This window comes from Streptomyces sp. NPDC001933, from assembly GCF_042890955.1.
In the GTDB taxonomy this organism is placed as follows: domain Bacteria; phylum Actinomycetota; class Actinomycetes; order Streptomycetales; family Streptomycetaceae; genus Streptomyces.
This window is the reverse complement of the sequence record NZ_JBIASS010000015.1, coordinates 74,795-97,058: the sequence shown is the minus strand read 5'-3', so window position 1 is coordinate 97,058 and position 22,264 is coordinate 74,795. Positions and strand designations below refer to the sequence as shown.

The following is a 22,264-nucleotide window of genomic DNA, read 5'->3' as shown; positions in this document are numbered from 1 at the left end:
GCCCCCCCCGCCGTACGCCCCCCGTGGGGGGGTGATAAACACCTCCTTTTTTTTGTTTTGGGGGGGGGGGGGGCGGGGGGCGGGGGGGGGGGGGGGCGGGGCCCCCCCCCCCCGCCCGGATGGTGCGCCGCCCCCGTCCCCACGGTGCGGCGCCGGCGGGTCGTCGTCATCCGCTCGGACAACGGCCCACGTCTGTCGGGACTAGTGCGCGGGCGCACTCAGTCCGAGTGAGGGAAGGATCGCGTTCTCGATGAAACGGGTGAGATACGCCTCGTCCGCGTTCTTTCCCTCCAGCAGCGGCCGGGCGCGCATCACGCCCAGGAGCTGCGCGGAGACGAACTCCGCCGCCGGGTTGTCCGGCCGGATCTCGCCGCGCTCCGCTCCGCGCCGCACCATGGCGTCGATCGCCGCGAGTCCGGGCACGATCAGGGCCTCGCGCAGCGCGCACAGCAGCTCGGGGCTCTGCAGTGCGGCATGGCTGAGTGCGTGCATCAGCGGGGTGTCGCGCCCCGAGCCCGCGCCGATCGACCGCGCCGCCTCGCGCAGGTCGCCCGCGAGGCTTCCGGTGTCGATGTGCGGAAGCAGTGCCTGTCGGGTGCCGTGCAGTGCGGCCACGACCAGTTCGGGCTTGGATCCCCACTGCCGGTAGAGCGTGGACTTGCCGCAGCGGGTCCGCGAGGCCACCCCCTCCATGGTGAGCGCCTCGTAACCGGACTCTCTCAGCATGTCGAGCACGGCCACGTAGAACTCCTGCGCCCGCTCCGGCGTGATCTTCGAGCGGCGTGGCGTCTGTGCCGGTTCCTGTGCGGCTTCCTGCGGCGACATGTGCCTTTCCTCTCAGCGACTCTGCGACGAGGCCTTCGATACGCCAGTGTACCGATACGCGCGTGTACCGATACGTTCGCGTATCGGTACACTGGCGTATCGATACGGCATGGGCTGGACCATGCCGCCGTAACACCGCTTCGTCAGCAAAGGGGCACCGGGTGATGTACGCCGGTAGCGAGCCAGCAGATCGGGAGCCGGACAGTTCTGCCCGACCGCCCCTCGTCCGCGAACTCCTTCTGGTCGTGGGACTCTTCGTGATCTACAAGCTCGGCCGTCAGGTCGCGAACGGTCACGTCGACGAGGCGTATCGCAATGCCGGACATGTCTGGGACTTCGAGCGCTCCGTGCACCTGCCCGGCGAAGGCGCGGTACAGAGCCTGCTGCTGCACAACGAGACGCTGATCCACCTCGCGAACACCTACTACGCGACCGTTCACTTCCCGGCCACGCTGCTCTTCCTCGTCTGGCTCTACTGGCGCCGCCCCCGTCACTACATATGGTCGCGACGCATCCTCGCCGCACTCACCGGCGCCGCACTCGTCCTCCACCTGCTCTTTCCGCTCGCCCCGCCGCGGCTGCTGGCCGTCACCGGGCTGGTCGACACCGGCCAGGTGTACGGACCGTCGGTGTACGGGGCGACGCCGGCGACCGACTCGATGGCCAACCAGTTCGCCGCGATGCCCTCGCTGCACTTCGGCTGGGCGGTGATGGTCGCCGTCGGGCTGATCGTCGCGACCCGCTCGCGGTGGCGCTGGCTGTGGCTGCTGCATCCGCTCGTCACCCTGCTGGTGATAGTCGGCACGGCCAACCACTACTGGCTCGACTCGATCGTCGTCTCCGCGCTGCTCGCGGTGGCCTTCGCGGCGCTGCGGCTGCCGCGCGCGGCTCCGGTACGGGCACATCTCCCGTGGCCGTCCACGACGGGCGAACCTGCGCCGTCGGCCGTTCCGTACCCCACCGATCCCGCCCTCCCGGCCGCATACGCCTCGACCGGAGCCCGGCGATGAACGCCACCGTGATCGCCGTCGCGCTGTCCCTGGTCTCCGCCGCCGCCTACGCCTCGGCAGCGGTGGCGCAGTCCCGGCTCGCCGCGCGGACCGAACGGAACGCCGGTGTGCTTCGACTGCTCGGCCGGGGCGCCTGGTGGTCGGCGGTCGCGCTGAACGCGGGTGGCGCGCTGCTGCACGTCGCGGCGCTCAAGTACGGGCCGCTCACTCTCGTCCAGCCGCTCGGTGCCCTCACCCTGGTCGCCGCGGTTCCGCTGGGCGCCAGGGCCGCCGGACGCCGGGTCACCAGGACCGAATGGCGCGGCACGATCCTCACCCTGCTCGGCCTCGGCGCCCTGCTGACGACCGCGGGCGGCGCCGCCCCGCACGAAACACTCAGCCTGCCCGAGGCGCTGGCAGTCGGGGCCGGCACCATGGCCGTTGTCGCCGGACTAAGCCGCCCGGGAGCGCGCCCCGGTCTGCGGCACGCCGCCGCATCCGGCATCACGTCCGGGGTCGCCTCCGCGCTCACCCAGACCCTGACCGTCTCGGTCACCGACCACACCGGCCCGCTGTTCAGCTGGCGTCTGGTCGTCGTCGCGCTGCTGGTCTCCGCGTTCGCGATGAGCGGGCTGCTGCTCTCCCAGACCGCCTACCGGGGCGGTCTGGGCGCACCGCTGGCGGTCGTCACGCTCGCCAATCCGGTGGCTGCGGCGGCCATCGGCCTGGCCCTGCTCGGCGAACGCCTCCAGGGCGGGACGACCAGCCTGTTCCTGGCCCTGCTCGGGACGGTGGCGGCGGTACGGGGCGTGATTCTGCTCAGCCGCGCCCAGGCGCAGACCTCGGCCGCCGCCGGTCCGGCCGGGGACGAGCCGAAGCCCGGGGCCGGATCGCCGTCAAGGGTCGTCATCGCGAGCCGGGGGCCGATGGACCAGCCGATTCTGCGACCGGAACTGGGCCGGGCACCGGTGGGCGGTCCGTAACTCGCGGAAGTGATGCCTGCCGGCCGGTGGTGTGTCGTAGGAACGTGACATCTGCCCACCGAAGTGTCACGTGGAGAAGCAACCCACTGGAGAAGCGATGCCCGTCGGCCGGTGGTGTGTCGTAGGAACGTGACATCTGCCCACCGAAGTGTCACGTGGAGAAGCAACTCACCGGAGAAGTGATGCCTGCCGGCCGGTGGTGTGTCGCGGGAACGTGACATTCGCCCACCCCACTGTCACGTTCAGAAACGACCCACCTATGGTCCCGGCCTCTCCTCCTGGTCCAGTGCCCGCGTCAGCCAGCCGATCCAGAAGTTCTCCAGATCGATGCCGCCGCGCAGCACCAGATGCCGCAGCCGGTCCTCCTCGGAGTTCCGCTCGGGCGGGAAGTCCCGCTCCTCGATCTCCAGATACTCCGCCAGCTGCCGACGGTGCAGCTCCAGGTGGCGACGGAGTTCAGCGTCCAGCCCGGGGGTCCCGACGACCGCCGCCGCCCGCATGCGCAGCAGCAGCGGATCCCGGACCTGCTTGGGGTCCTCGGGGCGGGCCACCCAGGCACGGAGCGCCTCGCGGCCGGCCGGAAGCACCTCGTACTCCTTCCTCCGACCGCGGGCAGGCTGCTCCGAGGGCAGCGCCCGGATCTGCCCGGCCTGCTCCAGCTTCCCCAGTTCCCGGTAGATCTGCTGGTGCGTGGCGGACCAGAAATAACCGATCGACCGGTCGAACCTGCGGGTCAGCTCCAGCCCCGACGACGGCTTCTCGAGCAGGGCGGTGAGGATCGCATGCGGGAGTGACATGGGGTGCATCCTATGGACGGCCGGGCGCGTGGCCCGGCGCGGGAGCGGCCCCGTGGATGCCGCGGCCCCGTGGACGTCGTGGCCCCGTGGCGCGAACGCTGGTCCACGAGGCCGCGGTGTCCGCGCGTCAGAGCGAGGCGGCGAGCTCCGTGCCCTGGCGGATCGCCCGCTTGGCATCCAGTTCGGCGGCCACATCGGCGCCGCCGATCAGATGCGTCGAACGACCTGCGGCGAGCAGCTCCTCGTACAGGTCACGGCGCGGCTCCTGACCCGCGCAGAGCACGATCGTGTCGACCGGCAGGAGATGCTGCTCGCCGCCGACCGTGAGGTGCAGGCCCTCGTCGTCGATCCGGTCGTAGGCGGCGCCCGCGATCGTCGTGACGCCGCGGTGGCGCAGCTCGGTGCGGTGGATCCAGCCGGTCGTCTTCCCCAGCCCCGCGCCGACCTTGCCGGTCCTGCGCTGGATCAGATGGACGGTCCGGGGCGTCTTCGCACGTTCCGGGGCGCGGAGCCCGCCCCGCTCGCGGTATTCGGTGTCGACGCCCCACTGCCGGAAGAACACCTCGGGGTCACTGCTCGCGGCGTCGCCCGAGTCGGTCAGGAACTCTGCGACGTCGAAGCCGATGCCGCCCGCGCCGATGATCGCGACCCGATCGCCGACGGGCGCCCCGTCGCGCAGGACATCGAGGTAGCCGACCACGCTGGGGTGGTCCTGGCCCGGGATCCCGGGGGAACGCGGGGTGACACCGGTGGCGAGGACGACCTCGTCGAAGCCGCCGAGCGCGTCGGCCGCGACCCGCGTACCGAGCCGGAGCTCGACCTTCTCCTCCCGGAGCCGGGTACGGAAGTAGCGCAGCGTCTCGTCGAACTCCTCCTTGCCGGGGACCTTGCGCGCCACGTTCAGCTGGCCGCCGATCTCCTCGGCCGCGTCGAACAGCGTCACCTCGTGACCGCGTTCGGACGCCGAGACGGCGCACGCGAGACCGGCGGGTCCGGCGCCCACGACCGCCACCCGCTTCACGGTGCGGGTCGGCGACAGGGTGATATCGGTCTCGTGACAGGCGCGCGGATTGACCAGGCAGGAGGTGACCTTGCCGCTGAAGATGTGGTCCAGGCAGGCCTGGTTGCAGCCGATACAGGTGTTGATCGCGTCGGCGCGGTCCGAGGCCGCCTTGGCGACGAAATCGGGGTCGGCGAGGAACGGCCGGGCCATTGACACCATGTCGGCGCGCCCCGAGGCGAGGACCTCCTCGGCGACCTCGGGAGTGTTGATGCGGTTGCTCGTCACCAGCGGTACGGAGACGGCTCCGCGGACCTTCTCCGTGACCCAGGTGTAGGCGCCGCGCGGCACCGAGGTGGCGATGGTGGGGATACGGGCCTCGTGCCAGCCGATCCCGGTGTTGATGATCGTCGCGCCCGCCGCCTCGATCTCGCGGCCGAGCCGCACGACCTCCTCCAGCGAGGAACCGCCCGGCACCAGGTCCAGCATCGACAGCCGGTAGATCAGGATGAAGTCGCTGCCGACCCGCTCGCGGACCCGGCGCACGATCTCGACGGGGAACCGGATGCGGTTCTCGTACGAGCCGCCCCAGCGGTCGGTGCGGTGATTGGTGGCGGAGGCGATGAACTCATTGATCAAGTAGCCCTCGGAGCCCATGATCTCGACCCCGTCGTACCCGGCGCGGCGCGCCAACTCGGCTGCCCTGACGAAGTCCTCGATGGTCTCCTCGACCTCGTCGTCGTCGAGGGCGTGCGGGGTGAAGGCGCTGATCGGGGCCTGGATCGCGCTCGGGGCCACCAGATCGGGGTGGTGCGCGTACCGGCCGAAATGCAGGATCTGCATGGCGATCCGGCCGCCCGCCGCATGTACGGCCGAGGTGACCAGCGCGTGCTGCTCGGCCTCCGCCTCGTTGGTCATCTTCGCCCCGCCCGGGAAGGAGCAGCCCCGGGCGTTGGGGGCGATGCCACCGGTGACCATCAGGCCGACGCCGCCCCGGGCGCGCTCCGCGTAGAAGGCGGCCATCCGCTCGAAGCCGCGCTCGACCTCTTCGAGACCGATGTGCATCGAGCCCATCAGCACCCGGTTGGGGAGGGTGGTGAACCCCAGGTCGAGCGGGCTCAGCAGATTCGGGTACGGGCTCATGCGGCGGCTCCTCACGCAGTGTCGTCTGCGCCAGTTGTAGACCACCGGAACGTCATTATGCAACAAGTTGCACAATGGCGTGGGTCTCATGGGCGCGAAGACCGTCGTCCCCCGGACGGCGTAACACAGGGACACGTCGACGCCCCGAGCCACGGAAAGTGGAACCGCGACATCCGGCCGGCATCGACGCGGATGCCCCGCACCGCACGCCTCCACCTCCACCCCCGAACCCCTGCGGAGACACCCATGGCCTGCCTCGACCGGCATGACCTCGGCCTGCTCGTCCTGCGCGTCGGCACCGGCGCGGTACTGGCTGCGCACGGCGCCCAGAAGCTGGCGGGCTGGTTCGGCGGCGGAGGCATCGAAGGAACCACCGCAGCGATGGAGGCGATGGGTTTCCATCCGCCGAAGCACAGCGCGGTCGCCGCCGGGCTCGGTGAGGCGGCCGGCGGAGTGCTGCTGGCCCTCGGCCTCGCCACCCCGGCGGCCGGTGCGGCCGCGGCCGGGGCGATGGCGGGGGCCGTGGCCGTCCACGCGCCCGCCGGGTTCTTCGCGCAGGGGGGTGGCTACGAGTACCCGGCCTTCCTCGGCTTCACCGCCGCGGCGATCGGCCTGACCGGGCCAGGACGCTACTCCGTCGACCATGCCACCCGGCACGTCTTCAACCAGCCGTGGATGGTCGCCCTGGCCTTCGCGGGCAGTGCCGTCGCGGCGGCGGCCGTGGTCGGTAGGCGTGCCAAGGGGCGGGTCGCGGTCGACCCCGAGGCGACCTGACCCCCCGACAGGACAGGGACCGGGCGGCACCCCAGGGAGGGAGCCGTCCGGTCCCCCCTCGTCACCTCGGCGTTTCAGCTCGACAGTTTCCAGCGGCCGCCCTTCGCCGCCGCGATCAGCTCCGGCACCGTGCCGAACTTCACCCGCGGGCGTCCGTCGTCGCGGCCACGCGCGATCTCGGCCCTGTCGATGGCGGCCAGCCCCTTGGCGTCGACGACATGGCGGCTGCGGCTCCGGGCCAGCCGGAGGAACGCCCTGGGCGCGGGCGACGGTACGGGCAGGGCGCCGGCCACGGCATCGTCCAGGAGCGTGCCGACGGTCTCGGCGGCGCAGGCGCGGTTGGCCCCGATGCCACCCGAGGGCCCGCGCTTGATCCAGCCGACGACGTACGTCCCGGGCATCCCCGACACCCGGCCGCCCTCGTGCGGGACGGTGCCGGTCGCCTCGTCGAAGGGCAGCCCCGCGACGGGCGCGCCGCGGTAGCCGACAGCCCGCAGCAGTGTGCCGGCCGGAATGTCCAGCTCGCCCGGACCTCCGGTCACCCGCACGGCTCGTACGGCGTCGTCGCCGAGCACCTGGACGGGGGCGGAGTGGAACCGGAAGACGATGCGCCGTCCCGGCCCGGGCGTACGCGACCAGTCCACCGTCTCGCGGGTCATGTCCCGCAGCAGGCCGGCCTTCTCGTCCGGCGCCGCACCGTCGATCGTCACGCCGGTTCGCGGATCGTGGTCGTCGACCACCAGTTCCACGCCCGGCAGATGCTTGAGGGCGAGGAGTTCGGAGGCGCTGTACGCCGCGTGCTCCGGGCCCCGCCGGCCGAGCAGTACCACCTCGCGCACCTTCGAGGCGCGCAGCGCGGCGAGCGCGTGATCCGCGATGTCCGTGCCGGCCAGGTCCGACGGATCCGCGACGAGGATACGGGCGACGTCGAGGGCGACATTGCCGTTGCCGGCCACGACGACCCGTTCCGAGGACAGGTCGACGGCGTCCGGTGCGACCTCGGGGTGGGCGTTGTACCAGGCCACGAACGAGGTCGCCGATATGCTGCCCGGCAGTTCCTCGCCCGGTACGCCGATCCGGCGGTCGGTGGAGGCGCCCACCGCGTAGACGACCGCGTCGTGGTGGGCGGCGAGCTCCTGAGCGGTGATGTCCTTGCCGATTTCGACCCCCAGGCGCATGCGTACCCGCGGGTGGTCGTGGAAGCGCGCGAAGGTGTCGCCCACTTTCTTGGTCGCGGGGTGGTCGGGCGCCACGCCGTACCGGACCAGCCCACCGGCCACGGGCAGCCGGTCGACCAGGGTCACCTCGGCGTTGGTGTGCAGGAGGAGATCCTCGGCGGCGTACATCCCGGCCGGGCCGGTGCCGACGACCGCGACGCGGATCGGCGCGAAATCGGACGGCAGACTGCGCTCGAACGACGGGGCGCTCCAGCGGTGGAAGTTCGGTCCCGTGCCGACCGGATCGGGCTCCTGCCCGGCGAAGTACGCCTCGTTGATCGCGGCGTACCCCGCCTGCGCGGCCGGCAGGCTGTCCACCGGAAATATCGCGTCGACAGGGCAGGCGTCCGCGCAGGCACCGCAGTCGATACAGGACTTCGGGTCGACGTACAGCATCTCCGTGCTGCCGAAGGCCCGCTCCTGCGGTGTCGGGTGGATGCAGTTGACGGGGCACACGGTGACGCACGTGGCGTCGCTGCAGCAGGTCTGGGTGATGGCGTAGGGCATCTTGTCAGCTCGGCTCGCTCGGCTCGGATCAGATCAGGTTGGCGCGTCTGTACAGAGCCAGCGCGGGCCTGGTGAGGAGGCGGGCCGAGGCCAGGAACTCCATGAGTCCCGAACAGCTGGACCGCATCAGGGACTTGTGGTGCTCGTTCGCCCCGGCCTCGGCGACGGCGCGCCGGGTGTCGAGCCCGGCGTTCTCGTACACCTGCCGGTTCACCATGCTGGTGACGATGAAGTAGGACGCGACCGCGATCACGAACGCGTTGAGCTGCCGGCGCAGCGGGCCCGCGTTCCGGAGCCGTTTGCGGGTCTCGTCGCGGGCGAACTTCATGTGCCGTGATTCCTCCACGACATGGATGTTGTTGATGGTCCGCACGAACGGCGCGACCCGTTCGTCCCGCATCCAGTCCCGCTGCATGACGTCGAGCACTTCCTCGGCGACCAGGATCGCGGCGTACGCGGCCTCGCCGAACGCGAGCGTCTTGAACGCCCGGCCGAGCTCCACCACCGCACGGCGCGGCCGGTAGGCGGGGGCGCCCAGCTTCGCCGCCCCGCGGGCGAACATGATGGAGTGCCGGCACTCGTCGGCTATTTCCGTGAGCGCCCACTGGAACCGCGGGTCGGTCGCGTCCGTCGTGTAGATGTCGCGCAGCACCATCTGCTGGAGGATCATCTCGAACCAGATGCCGGTGCTGGCCACCGACGCGGCCTCCTGCCGTGTCAGCTCCTTGCGCTGGGCATCGGTCAGCTCGTTCCAGTACGCCGTGCCGTAGAGCGTGCTCCACTCGGGGCTCGCACCGTGGAAGTCCTTGTCCAGCGGGGTGTCCCAGTCCACCTCGGTGACGGGGTCGTACGACAGCTTCGCCGACGAGTCGAGCAGCCGCCGGGCGACGTCCTGCTCGTCGAGCCGGTCCTGGTCCTCCGGCCGAAGGGTGCTGCTTGCCATGGTGCGGCTCCTCGATTCGACAGCTCGACTCGACGCCGGCCGGCCTTGACCTCACCCGTACCCGCCCGATGGGTGCGTGGCTGCCGAGCGCCTCCATCGCTTGTTAGACGTAGCGTCTAGCAAGCTGTTAGACGGAACGTATAGCAAGAGTGCCGTGCGGGCCTACCCCTCGTACCGAATCCGCTCGATCGATCACCGGCGGGACAGGCCGGATCGTGGGCGATGCGGCGGTTCGATGTTCAGCGAACGGCGGGACGCCGGTGTGTGGCCCAGTATTCGTCGGCGGTGATGCCGAGCAGCACGACGTCGTGGTGACTGCCTGCGAAGAACTCGTGCTGGCGCAGCCGTCCCTCCTCCATGAAGCCGAGCTTGCGGTAGAGGGCGAGCGAGGCGTCGTTGAACGCATGGACCTCGACCTCGCACTTGTTGTGGCGCTGCTCGGCGAACATGTACGTGAGGAGCAGTTCGGTGGCCTCGGTCGCGTGGCCCCGACCACGGTGATCACGGGCGATCTCGATCCCGGTCCTGAACCGTCCGGCGCGTGTGTCCGTCTCACCGACCGTCACGGACCCCGAGAACGTGCGGTCGGCCAGCGTCTCGATCACCAGCCGGAACGCCTCACCGCCAGGAGCCCGGGCAGCACGGTCGGCCGTCCAGGCCCGGAAGCTCTCATCGGAGCGGGGCGGCTCGACCAGACCGGCGTTGCGGACGTCGACGGTGTCCCGGGCCAGGGACCGAAAGCCCTCCCAGTCCCCGGGCTCGACGCCGCGCAGACGCACCTTCTCACCGGTCCACATGTCGCTCATGACTTCCATCCCCTCAGCCGACCGCAGGCACTGATGGCCATGCTCTTCGAACGAGCAAGTTGGTGCCCGTGCGGGGAAACCTCTCACGCGTCCGGCACCCAGCTCCCGTGGAAGCCGAGAGGTACCCGTCCCGGCAGGTGGACGCGGGCCAGGGGACGGGCGGTGAAGTCCTGTGCGGAGAGGATCACCAGGTCGCTCGCGCCGCGGTCCGGGTCGTGCACGTAGGAGAGGAGGTAACCGTCGTCCTCGTCCCGTGCCCCGCGACGCGGCACGAACACCGGCTCGCCGGCCGCCGCGCCGTTCGGGAAGCGGTGCACCTGCCGGCTGCCGCGCAGCATGTCGTGCTTCACCAGGCAGTTGGTGAACTTGTCGTCCGGCGGTACTCCGTCGACCGTCTCGTAGGCGCGCCACATCTCCGCCGCGCTCGCCGTGTACGCGAAGCGGTGCCGCCGCGACACCAGGGATTCGTTGACGCGCGGGAACTCCTGCGGCAGGTCGTCGATGCGGGTACTGCGCACACGGCCCGCACGCAGGTCGATGGTCCAGCGGTCGAGTGCAGGTGTGCCGGTCGTGGAGGGGCCGCCGCTGCCGCGGCCCGCCGCGTAGAACGGAGCGGGCATGGTGGTGAGTTCCATGACGATGGTGCCGCCCTGGTACTGCGCACACGGCCCGCACGCAGGTCGATGGTCCAGCGGTCGAGTGCAGGTGTGCCGGTCGTGGAGGGGCCGCCGCTGCCGCGGCCCGCCGCGTAGAACGGAGCGGGCATGGTGGTGAGTTCCATGACGATGGTGCCGCCCTGGTCGTAGGCGTTGAGCGTGTGCGAGTAGTACACCGGATCGATCTCGAACCAGCGGACGGCGCCACCCCTCCGCGGCATCACTCCCAACCGCATCGGGTGCTCCGCGTTCCACACGTAGGGCACGGGTGCGCCCGCCTCGGCGGCTGCCATGTCGAACGTGATCGGCACATCGACGATCACCACGTACTTCCCGGTCAGGGCGGAGTCGTGCATCATCGGCGCGTCCGCGACCGGGATCCTGTGGGTCCTTGCCACCCGGCCGGTCCGGTCGATCATGGTGTGCCGTACGTGGTCCCAGGCCGGGTAGTACGCCACCGCATGCAGTTCGTCCGCGGCCGCGTCGTACTTGGTATGCGCGGTGAACGCGCCCTCCAGCGTGGAGCGGAAGTCGTACGGGCACAGCGTGTTCAGCTCGCCGTACAGTTCGTACGGCAGCGGCCCGCTCTCCTGGAGGGCCAGGATGCGCCCCTTGTACGGGATGACGTGCGTGTTGCAGGCGAAGTCGTCCGGCGGCACCTCGCCCGGATACGGCTCGCCCAGCTTCCGCGCCACCTGAGAGGAACGCACCCACCGGTTGCGGCACCACTCGGCTCGCCCGCCGCGCAGCCGCACCCCGTGGACCATGCCGTCGCCGAGCATCCAGTGGTGGGCCCGCGGGTCCTCGATGCCCAGCGCGTTGGGTCCGGTACGCAGGTATCGGCCGTCCAGGTCGTGCGGGATCCGGCCGGTCACTTCGAGGCCGAACGCGGTGAGGCCACGACGTCCGGGCCGGCCGGAGCCGCCGGACCGCGGAGCCGGTGCCGGAGACGTGGGCAGCGCCACGGCACGCAGGCGGATCAGGCGCTCGGGGCAGTGGCACGACAGGTGCACCGCGGGGACGGCCCCGGATGGCCCTGGTGGATGAAGGCGGCCCAGGCCGCCGGACGGTGGAGCTCCGGTCGGCGTGCCAGTTCGTCGAGCAGGTCGGCGCTGAGCGACCCCGGGTTCTCACGATCCGGGTCGAGCATCCACATCTGCGCGGCCCTCAGCGCGTCCACGGGGCTCCTTCCCCCGATGGCCAGGTAGTGGTGGAACACGGCCATCATCAGCGCCGCGGCCGAGTCCTGGGTGGCCCAACGGGATCCCACCACGTCCCGCGCACCGCTTGCCACGAAGGCGGTCGTCAAGGTGAGCGCCTCGTCGTGGTCGCGCTTGCTCAGGTCGGTCTCGCAGGCACTGAGCACGACCAACGGCCCGTCGGCGGCGCGCTGTTCGCCCCTCGGGCGGTCGAGCAAACGCGAGACGGTCAGCAGGCCGGTGCTCCGATGCTCCTCCTGCCCGTCCTCCTCGGGCGCCAGGAGCAGCGCGGACGTGGTCGGGTTGGTGCCCGCCGATCCGTGGCATGCCACGTGGAGCAGGGACGGGCCGTGGGCGAGGGCTTCGAGGAGGTCGCCCGGAGTGCCGGACGCTGCGGGTTCGACGGGCGGTTCGTAGAACTCCCCGTACAGACGCGCCTGCGGATACAGGGACTGCTGAAGTGACGCCACCTCCAGCTCCACGTACGGCAGGGTCATGGTGGGGTCGGCCACCAGGACGGGAGCGGCGGCGGGGGCCCGCCGGGCCCGCCGGACCGTGTCCAGGAACTGGCTGCCGGAGGCCGCGTAGCTGATCACCATGACCTGGCAGACGTAGTCGCGCGGCGCCTCGGCGGGCAGGCGGGCCGCGTGCCAGGGCACGATGCCGAGGCGACCGCAGGGCACCAGCACGATCCGGGGCGGGCCGGGACGGTCCCTGCGCCGGTTCTCATTCGCGGCGAGCCGCTCCGCGACGCCGCTCATGACCGGGAGGATCACCGCCTCCGTCGCCCAGTCGCAGAGCTCGGACAGCGCGTGCTCCCATGCCTGCGCGGCCGTGGGAACGCCGGGCTGCTTCTGGTACTCGGTCGCGGCGTCGAGATACCGCTCCAGTGGGCCGCTCCGCTCACCGGACAGGAGAGGCAGGGCCCGTACGCCGGTACCGGTGTCAGGGCCCACCACGACCGCCATGCCCGGCTCGGTGTCCTCGCCCGTGAGCAGGTAGACCAGCGCGTCCGCGTCGCCCTCGGCCACCCCGGCCCTGAGCTCCTCGACCGTGGGGGTACGGAAGAGGACGCCGTCCGGGTCCCGGTGGCCCAGGGCTTCGAGGGCGCGGCGCCGCAGGGAGCTGGGCAGTTCCCTGGGGAGCGCGCCGGGCGCCTCATCGGGTCCGGCGCCGGGTGCGGGAGCGAAACCGGGCACGCCCCCGTCCCCTCCGTGGGCAGCCGACCGCCATTCCTCCGCGAGGTCGTGGTGCCCGAGTTGCTCCAGCAGGTCGGGTACGGCCCGTGAGGTGGACGCCGCTTGCAGTACCAGGGCCCGGCCCAGTTCCAGTGCGGCCACCGCTTCCTCGACCCGGCCCTGCGAGGCGGCCCATCGGGCGGCCCGCAACCCGCGGTCGGAGCCGGAACGGGCGGCCAGCAGGCCGTGGTCGGGGCCGACCTGGAGGACGACGTCACCGGCGAGCGCCCGGAGGGATTCCAGCGCCGCGTCCGTGGCCGCGTCCCGGTCCGCAGGGTCCCGGGTACGGCCCAGCCGGCGACGGTAGTTCTCCGCGAGCTGCCACAGGGCAGGGGCGGCGATCTGCGGTGACCGGCCCCGCCGGACATCGCCGCGGACCTGTTCCAGCGCGTCGATGGCGGCGTTCAGGTCCGCGGGGTCGTCGGTGGTGGAGTGCCGGAGGGTCGCCGTGAGCGCGGCGAGGTAGCGGGCACCCGTCGACGCGTCCGGGCCAGGCGGCACGGGTTCGGGCATGAGGTCCGGGTGCTGCCCCAGCACAGCCCGCGAGGCCTGGAGCGCCTCGCGGACCATACGGATCTCCGCCTCGGGAATTCCGAGGTCCGCCAGGGGCGCGGCCGCGAGGGCCGCCTCCTTCTGCGCCAGGCCGCGCACGGTCATCCCGGTGTCGCCGGTGAGGTCACCGAGCGAGGTGAGTGCGGTGCCATGGACCACTGCCACCATCCACCGGAAGGGGTGCCCGGCGGCCGTGGAACGTTCGAGTGCGTCCAGTTCGCCCGCCAGCCGCCGGCACTCATCCTCGTTCTTCCCGTCGTCGGCCGCCAGCACTCTGCCGAACAGATCCATCGTGCGCACGGCGACATCGAGGTCGGCCGCTCCGGGATCACCGGCCGTCCACTGCTCGAAGAACTCGACGATCGACGCCTGGTGGCGGTGTGCCTCGCCGCTGTCCACCCGGCTGCCTCCGAGGGGCCCCGCCAACTGGAGCACCATGCGCATCAGGTTCTGGATCTCGGAACTCCGATGATGTTCTGCCGGCAGGCGGTCATGCTCCCCACCCAGCCGCTTCAGCAGCCGGCTGAGAGCTTCCGGATCGCCGGTGCTCATGGCTTCCCGCACGCCCAGCAAGGAGGCGAGCCACGCTCCTGTGACGGCGGTGCCGGCCTCGTCCTTCGCCTCCGTCTCCGGCCCCGGCCCCGGCCCCGGCCCCGGATCCGGCTCCGTCTCGGGGCCCGGCGGGACGGGTGGCTCGGGTGCGGAGGCCAGCATGCCCAGCAGGGTCCGCAGCTGACCACCGAACGGCAGATCCGGGGGCAGCATGGCCAGCAGCGTCCCGGGGTCGGAGAGATCGGTCCGTGCCGCGTACGACATGAGGTCCTGCATCCGCCGCAACTCCTCCCGGAGTTCCGGGGGCACCGGCATCCCCCGGGTCTCGGCGACGAGTGCCGCGATCCGCTCCGCCTCGGCGGTGGCCCCGCCTTGTGCCGCCGCCATGGACTGGTCGAACACGGGCCAGAAGTCCTGGGGCTGCCCGACCGGGCGGCCCCGGCCCGCCCCGGCCTGCCCCGCCGTGAGCAGCAGGAACATCGCCGCCCACTGCCTGCCCTCGTCCGTCATCCGCTCCCCGGCGGCCGTCGTACGGTCCCGCACCTCGTCGAGCAGGCGCCGGGCATGTTCCGGGTCGTCCGGTGTGCCGTACCCGGTGGCATGGCGCGTGGCGAGCAGGCCGCCGAGGACCAGCGTGACCCTGCCGAGAAGTTCCTGATCGTGGTCCAGCAGGCCACGCAGCTGGGAGAGTTCGGCAACCAGGCCCTCGGACTCCTCGGCGGACACCGGGTCGCTCTCCTCTCCCCGCCCGATCAGCCGCGCAGCCCGCTCGGTCGCTTCCGTGGCCCAGGTTCGCAGCGCCCGGACCCCTCCGCTCTCCTCGTCACCAGCCATGTCTCCCCGCCCGTCCGTCGCAGTCCGGCTCCTTGCCGCTGTCTTCCCCACTGTTCCCGGCTCCGCTGGTCGGCAACAGGGCGAACCGTGGGTGATCTCCGGGCCGGCCCTTCACCCGGCACGCAGTCCGCTGCTTCGCTGTCTGTACGGGGGAACGAAGAGGGAGGCGGCGTGGACATCGGAGTGCTGACCGCTCTGCTGGTGGCCGTCGTGGGCGTCATCGGCACCCTGATGTCCGCGCTGCTGACCCAACGGGCGGCCGACCGCAGCAGACAGCGTGAGCAGGACCGGGCCGAGGAGGTGCGGGACCGGCGCGCCGAGGTGCAGGAACGGTGGTCGTGCTACGTGGCGCTCAACACCTCCGGGCGGCACTATCTGGCCGCGCTCACCGACCAGTTGCACGCGCTGGACCGTGAAGCGGGGCTTCCGTCCGTACGACAGCGGCTCGCCGATGCGCGCGACCAGCACCGGGAGGTGTACGCGGAGGCGCAGATGCGGCTGCCGGAGCGGGTGCTCGACCACGCGGGCGCCGTCAGCCACGGTCTGGGGGCGGTCTACGGCATGGTCCGGCGCCTGGACGAGGGCCTGCCGAGGCCGGGCGACTCGGCGACCGCGGCGCAGGAGGGCATCGAGGCCCTGTGGGCCCGACTGCGGGCGATGCGGCGGGAGATGCGGGCCGATCTGGGTGTCTCCCGGTCGGACTCCGGTCGTGGTCGGGGAGAAGCTGGGCAAGTCCCGGCGGCGCCCGGGACGGATGGGCATAGTGGGGACGGTTGAGGTCAGTTGAGGACTGCGGAGGGCCGGCGGTGGCCCGGAGAGGCGCGATGCCGGTGAGCGGGGAGGAGAACGGCGGCGTCCAGGGCCTGCGCGCCTGGGTGTCGGACGCGGTGGGGCGGGTCAAGGGGCAGCTCCCCGGCCTGGGGGCGGGGTCGCTGTCGCCGCAGGCGCACGAGGCGTCGGTCGCCGAACTCGACCAGCTCAGCCGGTTGCTCGACCACGACGAGGGCCTGAGGGGCTCGGTGACCGTGTGGCTGGCCGGTGCGCTGACCCTGCGGCACGCGGCCGGCGGAGGCACGGACACGGACCGGGACCTGGCCGAGAGCCTCCTCCGGGAGGCCCGGGACCGTACGGTGCCGCTGGGAGCTGCGGTGTCCGAGGAGGACCGGCGGTGGGCGGCGCTGTTCCTGATGAGCCACCTCTCGCCGATCCAACCGCAGGCGGGGTTCGGTGCCACTCCCGACCTCTCCGTCTTTCTCGACTGGCTCACGCGGGCGGGGCCCGCCGGCATGATGGCCGCGGCCACGGAACTCGACACGCTGATGGCCGACGTGGTGGAACTCCCACTGCCTCCGGAGCTCCTGGATCCGCTGCGCCAGGCGCGAGGGACCTTCTCGGTGCCGTCGGCACAGGGGCTCTCCGATCTGCTGGCGGGGATGATGCCGGCCGATTCACCGTTCGCGGATCAAGCGCGCGAGACGATGGACCGGATCTTCAAGGCCGCCGGGGGCTTCGGAGGCGAACAGAAGGGTCACGGGCCGACGACTCCCGACGCGGAACCGGCCACCGGGCCGGAGCCGATTCCGCGGTCCGGTCCGGAGCCGGTCAACGGCCCGGAGTCGACTCGGGGGTCCGGTCCGGAACCGGTCAACGGGCCGGAGTCGACTCGGGGGCCCGGTCCCGAACCGGTCACCGGGCCCGAGCCGACTCGGGGGCCCGGTCCGGAGCCGGTCAACGGCCCGGAGCCGACCGCCGCCGCCCCGAAGCCCGGGCCGGCGATCACGCTCGATGACGTCCGCCACATGGCTGCCGCGCTGGACGCCGTCAATGCGACGGCCGAGGGCCTTGACCCCCTCTTGCGGAGCGGCGATCCCCAGGCGCTCGACCGGCTCCTCCGCAGGCTGCGTTCCGTGCAGGACGTGCCCCTGCCGGGTGTGGACCCGACGCCGACCATGGAGAGCCTGCGGACGCTGCTCCTCGGCATCAGCCCGGCCGTGGGCGGCACCTATCAGGACGTGGCGGCCGGCCGCGCCCACATGGACACGATCCTCGGCCACCTGGAGGGAATCGCCGGATCGCTGCCGAAGGGAGTGGGCGACCCCACCGTCCTGGCCCGCGCGCTGGACCTCAGTTCCCGGGCGATGGCGGCGAAGGAGACCGAGGACACCGACGCCCTCCAAAAACTCCTGGCCGAGGCCGAAGCCCTGAGCGTGGCCGTCTCCGACACCGATCCGCTCCGCTTCGCGGTCGAGGGGGCGCTCGGTTCGGTCCACGCCTCGCTCGGCATCGTGACCCGCGACAAGGAGGCGCTCCTGCGGGCCCTGCCCCACATGGAGAAAGGTGCCACCGGCGCCAAGGAGAGCGGGCTGCCGTTCGCCGGCGAACTGCCCGTGCCATGGATGGAGAACTTCGGCCTGATCCGCGACGCCCTCACCGGTGAGGCGACGGCGGCCCCGGAACACGTCTCCCCGCCCCCGGACGCCTCGATGGAGGACCTCTACGCCTCCACGCTCGCCCTGGGCGCGCGCTTCGGCCGCGACCGGGATCCGGCCGTGCTCGACGCACTGATCGACGAACTCGAACGGCTCCGGGACGGCGTACGCGCGAACAGGGCGCCCCGGATCGCCGCCGACGCGCTGTGGCACCTGGCCGAGGCGTACCACCTGCGCAGTCTCCTCGGGAAGGACGCGCCCGACCCGGCGGACACGCGCGCCCTGGACGCCGCCGAGGAGGCGCTGATGGCGCTCGCCGCCGACGTCCTCCTCCAGGCAGGCGCCGAGCACGGGCTGCTGGCCGCCCGTACCGGGGCCAGCAGAGGAGTACGAGCGGCCCGGATGGCTGCCTCGTACGGAAAACTGCACGAGGCCGTCGCCGCCCTGGAGTTGGGGCGGGCCCTGGTCCTGCAGGCGGCCTCCACCTCGTCGGCCGTGCCCGAACTCCTGGAGGCGGCCGGACGCCACGATCTCGCCGAGTCCTGGCGGGCGGCCGCCGCCGGTCACGGTCCCGGCGACGCGGGAGAGGTTCCGGGCCTGCTGCCGAGTTCGCTGCGCCGCCAGGCCCTCGACGCCCTCGGCCACCGTCGCGAGGGCGGACTGCCCGGCACGCCCACGGCGGCGGAACTGGCGGGCGGGCTCGCCGAGGCAGGAGCGGACGTACTCCTCTACCTGGTGTCCGGCGACGAGGAGGGGCCGGGCCTGGTGATCGCGGTGGGTCCGGAGCTCGGCTTCGGCGCCGGCGCCCTGCCACAGCTCTCCGACGTGAAGGGCGGCCCGCTGGCGCGGTACGTCGACGCGGCGGCGGCACGAGACCTCAGCCCAAAGGACGATTCCGTCGTCCAGGCCTGGGAGGAGGCCCTCGACGCCTTGTGCGACTGGGCCTTCCCGGCCCTCGGCCCGGTACTCGGCGGGATCGAGAAGCGCCTGGCGGCGGCCGACGACCAGTGGGAGGACCGGCCGCTCCGCGTCGTCCTCGTGCCCTGCGGGCGCCTGGGCATCGTCCCGTGGCACGCCGCGCGCCTGCCGGCGGAAGCGGCCCACGAGCGCCTCTGCCAGGTGGCGGTCATCAGCTACTCGGCGTCCGGCGGCCAGTTCCTGCGGACGGTGGGACGGGCGCCGAGGGACCCGGCGGAGGCCCCCGTGCTGGTCGCCGACCCGACGATGAGCCTCGACTACGCGGACACCGAGGTTTCCGCCCTGCGGGACGCGTTCTATCCGCACGCCCGGCTGTACGGCACGCTCTACGACAGGGAACCGGAGGAGATGGAGCGCGGCACGCCGGACGCCGTCCTCGGGTTCCTCGCCGACGGCACCTCCGTGCTGCACGTGGCCTCGCACGGAACGGCGGGCACCCGGCCCACGGTCTCGGCCCTGGACCTCGAATCCGACGAGGGCGCGCCGAGTGCGCTGACGATCACCCGACTGCTCGATCGCGAACACCAACAGAATGCGGCGGACGGGCCGTTGGTCGTCCTGAGCGCCTGTCAGACCGATCTCAGCAAGCGGGATCACGACGAGGCCCTGACCCTCACCGCGGCGTTCGTCGCCGCCGGGGCGCGGGACGTCGTGGGATCGCGGTGGCTCGCCCAGGACAGTGCGTCGGCGCTGTTGATGGCCGTGTTCCACCACCGCCTCGTCGTCGACGGACTCAGTCCCGTGGACGCGCTGAGGGCCGCGCAGGTGTGGATGCTCGACCCCCACCGCGAGGATCCGGGCTCCCTCCAGGGCGACCTGCTCAGGGAGATGCGCCGACCGGGACACGACCGCCCCGCGCTCTGGGCCGCATTCGTCCATCAGGGGCATCCCGGCCCGAGCACGACGAACACAGCAGAAGGGACAGCATGAACGAGGAGGGCCGCGGACCGTCCGCGGAACCGTTGCTCGCCCTGATCCGCGAGCACCAGGGCACCATCCGCGCGGCGCTCGACGACGAGCAGTACGCGCTGCTGCTCAGCCGCCTGCGCGCACTCGCCGGGGCGCCGCCGGCCGACGACAGAGCGGTCCGCAGGGAGCTCCAGGGGGTCCGGCTGGCGCTGCGGCCGCTGCCCTTCGACCATCCGGTGCGCATCGCGCTGGAAGGGGTGCGGCTGGTGGCGGCACCCCCCGGGCCGACGACCGTGACGGAAGCGCTGGCGCTGGTCGATCTGCTGGCGGCCCCGGAGCCCGCACCCGCCCAGACCCCGGAGCCCGCACCCGCCCAGACCCCGGAACCTGCGCCCTCCGCGACTCCGGACCCGGCGCCCGACCCAGCACCCGTCCAGACCCCGGCCCCGGCGCCCGACCCGGCCCTCGACCCGGTACCCACCCCCGCGCCCGGCGGCAGCGGCACACCGACGCCCGCCCCTTCGGCCGACCCCCTGCTCCGCGAGCCCGCGCTCACCGTGGCCGAGGCGACCGCCCGCTGCGGTGGCAAGCCGCCGCCCGAGCTGATCAGGCTGCCGGACCCGCCGAACGGTTACCGCTACCCGGAGTTCCAGTTCCCCGCGGGCGGCGGCACTCCGCACGAGGTGGTCCTCGTGGTCAACCGGCTGCTCCTGGCGGACATCGATCCCCGCGGCGCCGCGTCCTGGTGGCTGGGCGGCAACACCTGGCTGGGCGGGACCCCCGCGTCGCTGCTGGGACGACTGCCCGACCACGAGCTCGTCGGCGCGGCCGCCACCCTCGTGGAGGGAGAATGATGAACGACTGCCCGCACGGGACCAGGTTCTTCCCCATGATCAAGGAGAAGCTGGTTCCCCGTCTCAAGGCGATCCCGGCCGGCACGGAGTTGTGGCGGGTGCACAAGTCCAAGTACAAGGCGGATCAGTTCAACCCGACCCTCGCGGACATCCATTTCAATGGCGGCCGCTTCGAGGGCACCTTCCTGGACCCGTACCACAGCCTGTACGTGGGCGAGTGCGCCTTGACGGCCGTCGCGGAGAGCGTGCTTCGCTCCGTGCCCTGGAACGGCGGCAGGAGGGTGGTCCCTTACGCCACCGTCGAGGGCAGGTCGCTCAGCGTGCTGCGCACCACGCGCGAACTGACCGTGGTCTCGCTGATCAAGGAGGCCGACCTGGCCGCAGTCCAGCAGAACGCCGACCTCCTCGACGACGAGCGGAGCTATGCGAAGGCGCGGCGCTGGGCGAGCGAGATCAGGGCGCAGAGCCCCGACGCCATGGGGCTGGTGTGGCAGTCCCGCCGGAACCGGCCCGAGTCCGCCATCGTGCTCTTCCACGATCGCTTCGACGACCGCCACGGCAGGGCCCTGGAAGTGCTGCCCGAACGGGGAATCGCGGATCTCGGCTCCTCGGAAGGCCTCAAGGAGGTGAACCGGCTCCTCGACCAGTTGTGGGCGGAGGTGTCGGAGCCCGAGCGCCCGTGACTCCCGCCGGGGTGACCGGCCGCGGCTTGTCCGCCTGTGAGAGGTGATGCCATGGTGGGGCCATGGCATCACCGAACTCTGACTACGCGTCACTTCTCGCCGAGTTGAAGGAAGTCAGGCGCGCGGGACTGGTCCGGCTGAGGGGACGTGCGCTGCCCGCGATCGAGGCGGCCGCGGAGGCGGTCGTCCCGCCCGGCGTGCGGGCTCCGGGAGTGCCTGTCGAGGTGTTGCTGCGGAGCGCGGTGGGGCGGCTGGACGCGGGGACGCTGCGCACCGCCGCCGAGTACACCCTGGGCCTGGCCCAGGGGACGCGGGACTGGCCGGCGTCCTCCCGTCGCGCCAGGGCGGCCGCGGTCTACGGGGTGAGTGTCGAGCGGTTCCGCAAGGACCAGGAGGCGATGGTTCTCGGCCAGGTCGCCGAGCACATCGTGCGGCTGGCGGCGGAAGCGGCCGGAGCGGAATCGGGTACGGACGCGATGAGCGGGTCGGATGCGGGCGCAGCGGAGTCCCATCGGACGGTGGAGGTACGGGCCGCCGGCCGTCCGGTCCGGCTCACCGTGCACATGCACCCCGTCGACCTGCTGCGTGACGTGGACGTGGTCGTCTCGCCGTCCAACGTCTACTTCGCGCTGCCCGAGCCGTACAAGTCGTCCGTCGCCGCGTCGCTGCGGAGGGCGGCGGGCGCGTACGGGGTGACCGGCGAGGTCCTGGCGGACCCGCTGCCGGAGGAACTGCGCAGGTGGGCCGAGCGGCACGGCACTTCGGGGCGTGCGGTGCGCACCGGCACCGTGGCGGCCACCGGAGCGGGAGCCCTGGCCGCTCAGGGAGTACGGCGCATCTACCACGCGGCGATCGCCGTTCCCCGGGCCGGGACCAACGACTACGACGTGCTGCCCGCCGACGTCACCCGGGCGGTGTCCCAGGTCCTCGCGGTGCTCGCCGAGGAGCACGAGCGCCATGCGCCACCGCTGCGGTCGGTGTGTTTCCCGTTGCTCGGCTCGGGCCGCGGCGGACTGCCGTACAACGTCAGCCTGAACGCCATGTGGGCAGCCATTGAGGCGGAGTTGGCGCGCGGTGCGCGCTGGGACGTCCACTTCGTGGTGCGCACCGCCGAGGCAGCGGCGCTCGTCGAGCGAATTCCGTCCGGAATTCGCCCGGCGTACGACCGGAGGCCGACCGGCTGATCCGGTGGAATGGAAGGGCGCACCGGTGCGCGGGGCGGCGCACGCGGCGGCGCACTGGGGAACGGGGGATCTTCGTGTGGGTAATCTCTGTCGTCACACCCATAGTTGACGTTGTGTCACCTGGCGTGTGCGCATGAGTGGTGGGATGGAAAGGTGGGGTCATGGGGCACCGGGCCGCATCGTCACATGGCCGGCTCCCGACGCATACGTCC

At 72.1% G+C, this 22,264-nt stretch carries 16 protein-coding genes and 1 pseudogene; 8 read left to right on the top strand and 9 right to left on the bottom strand.

Annotated features, from left to right (window positions below; translation table 11 throughout):
* Positions 1–201: 201 nt before the first annotated feature.
* The gene (locus tag ACFYY7_RS30950) at positions 202–825 is read right to left on the bottom strand and encodes a TetR/AcrR family transcriptional regulator (protein ID WP_388666855.1); all 624 of its coding nucleotides are present in this window, start codon (positions 823–825) and stop codon (positions 202–204) included.
* Positions 826–986: 161 nt separating this feature from the next.
* On the opposite strand from ACFYY7_RS30950, the gene ACFYY7_RS30945 reads away from it, so the two are divergent.
* Both ACFYY7_RS30945 and ACFYY7_RS30940 read left to right on the top strand, forming a co-directional pair.
* Positions 987–1,835: a phosphatase PAP2 family protein gene (locus tag ACFYY7_RS30945; RefSeq protein ID WP_388666852.1), complete on the top strand. Its 849-nt coding sequence runs from the start codon at positions 987–989 to the stop codon at positions 1,833–1,835.
* Positions 1,832–2,797, top strand: coding sequence for a DMT family transporter (locus ACFYY7_RS30940; protein WP_388666849.1), 966 nt, complete (start codon positions 1,832–1,834; stop codon positions 2,795–2,797). The genes ACFYY7_RS30945 and ACFYY7_RS30940 overlap by 4 nt, the downstream gene beginning before the upstream one ends.
* A 257-nt stretch (positions 2,798–3,054) precedes the next feature.
* Here ACFYY7_RS30940 and ACFYY7_RS30935 read toward each other — a convergent pair whose 3' ends face one another.
* On the bottom strand, positions 3,055–3,594 hold the full coding sequence (locus tag ACFYY7_RS30935) for a PadR family transcriptional regulator (protein ID WP_388666847.1): 540 nt from the start codon (positions 3,592–3,594) through the stop codon (positions 3,055–3,057).
* 127 nt (positions 3,595–3,721) lie between these two features.
* A complete protein-coding gene (locus ACFYY7_RS30930) occupies positions 3,722–5,737 on the bottom strand; it encodes an FAD-dependent oxidoreductase (protein ID WP_388666844.1) in 2,016 nt (671 codons plus the stop codon).
* 246 nt (positions 5,738–5,983) lie between these two features.
* Between ACFYY7_RS30930 and ACFYY7_RS30925 the strand changes: the two genes are divergently transcribed.
* Positions 5,984–6,511 (top strand): DoxX family protein, encoded by a 528-nt coding sequence (locus tag ACFYY7_RS30925; RefSeq protein WP_388666841.1) that lies wholly within the window; start codon positions 5,984–5,986, stop codon positions 6,509–6,511.
* 74 nt (positions 6,512–6,585) lie between these two features.
* Here the strand turns inward: ACFYY7_RS30925 and ACFYY7_RS30920 are convergent, their stop codons facing one another.
* The 6 genes and pseudogenes from ACFYY7_RS30920 to ACFYY7_RS30895 all read right to left on the bottom strand — a co-directional run bounded on the left by ACFYY7_RS30920 (position 6,586) and on the right by ACFYY7_RS30895 (position 15,015).
* Entirely contained in the window at positions 6,586–8,235 is a 1,650-nt protein-coding gene (locus tag ACFYY7_RS30920) for an FAD-dependent oxidoreductase (protein ID WP_388666838.1), read from the bottom strand.
* Positions 8,236–8,263: 28 nt separating this feature from the next.
* The gene (locus ACFYY7_RS30915; RefSeq protein ID WP_388666836.1) at positions 8,264–9,178 is read right to left on the bottom strand and encodes a diiron oxygenase; all 915 of its coding nucleotides are present in this window, start codon (positions 9,176–9,178) and stop codon (positions 8,264–8,266) included.
* A 239-nt stretch (positions 9,179–9,417) separates the two neighbouring features.
* On the bottom strand, positions 9,418–9,984 hold the full coding sequence (locus ACFYY7_RS30910) for a GNAT family N-acetyltransferase (RefSeq protein WP_388666833.1): 567 nt from the start codon (positions 9,982–9,984) through the stop codon (positions 9,418–9,420).
* An 83-nt stretch (positions 9,985–10,067) separates the two neighbouring features.
* A complete protein-coding gene (locus tag ACFYY7_RS30905) occupies positions 10,068–10,604 on the bottom strand; it encodes a carotenoid oxygenase family protein (protein ID WP_388666830.1) in 537 nt (178 codons plus the stop codon).
* 269 nt (positions 10,605–10,873) lie between these two features.
* Positions 10,874–11,515 (bottom strand): annotated as a pseudogene (locus ACFYY7_RS30900) (carotenoid oxygenase family protein); the annotation flags it as partial.
* A 104-nt stretch (positions 11,516–11,619) separates the two neighbouring features.
* On the bottom strand, positions 11,620–15,015 hold the full coding sequence (locus ACFYY7_RS30895; protein ID WP_388666827.1) for a CHAT domain-containing protein: 3,396 nt from the start codon (positions 15,013–15,015) through the stop codon (positions 11,620–11,622).
* 171 nt (positions 15,016–15,186) lie between these two features.
* Here ACFYY7_RS30895 and ACFYY7_RS30890 point away from each other — a divergent pair, with 171 nt between their 5' ends.
* From ACFYY7_RS30890 to ACFYY7_RS30870, 5 genes are all read left to right on the top strand, one after another.
* A complete protein-coding gene (locus tag ACFYY7_RS30890) occupies positions 15,187–15,792 on the top strand; it encodes a hypothetical protein (protein WP_388666824.1) in 606 nt (201 codons plus the stop codon).
* A 53-nt stretch (positions 15,793–15,845) separates the two neighbouring features.
* On the top strand, positions 15,846–19,352 hold the full coding sequence (locus tag ACFYY7_RS30885) for a CHAT domain-containing protein (RefSeq protein WP_388666822.1): 3,507 nt from the start codon (positions 15,846–15,848) through the stop codon (positions 19,350–19,352).
* Positions 19,349–20,185, top strand: coding sequence for a hypothetical protein (locus ACFYY7_RS30880; protein ID WP_388666819.1), 837 nt, complete (start codon positions 19,349–19,351; stop codon positions 20,183–20,185). Before ACFYY7_RS30885 ends, ACFYY7_RS30880 begins: the two co-directional genes overlap by 4 nt.
* 35 nt (positions 20,186–20,220) lie before the next feature.
* Positions 20,221–20,868, top strand: coding sequence for an RES family NAD+ phosphorylase (locus ACFYY7_RS30875; protein WP_388666816.1), 648 nt, complete (start codon positions 20,221–20,223; stop codon positions 20,866–20,868).
* 62 nt (positions 20,869–20,930) lie between these two features.
* Entirely contained in the window at positions 20,931–22,052 is a 1,122-nt protein-coding gene (locus ACFYY7_RS30870) for a macro domain-containing protein (protein WP_388666813.1), read from the top strand.
* Positions 22,053–22,264: the final 212 nt, after the last annotated feature.

What these genes read in the sequence shown, in the direction of transcription:
- ACFYY7_RS30875 (WP_388666816.1), top strand. Translation starts at nt 20,221, where the DNA reads ATGATCAAGGAGAAGCTGGTTCCCCGTCTCAAGGCGATCCCGGCCGGC.
- ACFYY7_RS30905 (WP_388666830.1), bottom strand. Translation starts at nt 10,604, where the DNA reads ATGCCCGCTCCGTTCTACGCGGCGGGCCGCGGCAGCGGCGGCCCCTCC.
- ACFYY7_RS30915 (WP_388666836.1), bottom strand. Translation starts at nt 9,178, where the DNA reads ATGGCAAGCAGCACCCTTCGGCCGGAGGACCAGGACCGGCTCGACGAG.
- ACFYY7_RS30935 (WP_388666847.1), bottom strand. Translation starts at nt 3,594, where the DNA reads ATGTCACTCCCGCATGCGATCCTCACCGCCCTGCTCGAGAAGCCGTCG.
- ACFYY7_RS30910 (WP_388666833.1), bottom strand. Translation starts at nt 9,984, where the DNA reads ATGAGCGACATGTGGACCGGTGAGAAGGTGCGTCTGCGCGGCGTCGAG.
- ACFYY7_RS30880 (WP_388666819.1), top strand. Translation starts at nt 19,349, where the DNA reads ATGAACGAGGAGGGCCGCGGACCGTCCGCGGAACCGTTGCTCGCCCTG.
- ACFYY7_RS30895 (WP_388666827.1), bottom strand. Translation starts at nt 15,015, where the DNA reads ATGGCTGGTGACGAGGAGAGCGGAGGGGTCCGGGCGCTGCGAACCTGG.
- ACFYY7_RS30870 (WP_388666813.1), top strand. Translation starts at nt 20,931, where the DNA reads ATGGCATCACCGAACTCTGACTACGCGTCACTTCTCGCCGAGTTGAAG.
- ACFYY7_RS30925 (WP_388666841.1), top strand. Translation starts at nt 5,984, where the DNA reads ATGGCCTGCCTCGACCGGCATGACCTCGGCCTGCTCGTCCTGCGCGTC.
- ACFYY7_RS30950 (WP_388666855.1), bottom strand. Translation starts at nt 825, where the DNA reads ATGTCGCCGCAGGAAGCCGCACAGGAACCGGCACAGACGCCACGCCGC.
- ACFYY7_RS30930 (WP_388666844.1), bottom strand. Translation starts at nt 5,737, where the DNA reads ATGAGCCCGTACCCGAATCTGCTGAGCCCGCTCGACCTGGGGTTCACC.
- ACFYY7_RS30920 (WP_388666838.1), bottom strand. Translation starts at nt 8,235, where the DNA reads ATGCCCTACGCCATCACCCAGACCTGCTGCAGCGACGCCACGTGCGTC.
- ACFYY7_RS30940 (WP_388666849.1), top strand. Translation starts at nt 1,832, where the DNA reads ATGAACGCCACCGTGATCGCCGTCGCGCTGTCCCTGGTCTCCGCCGCC.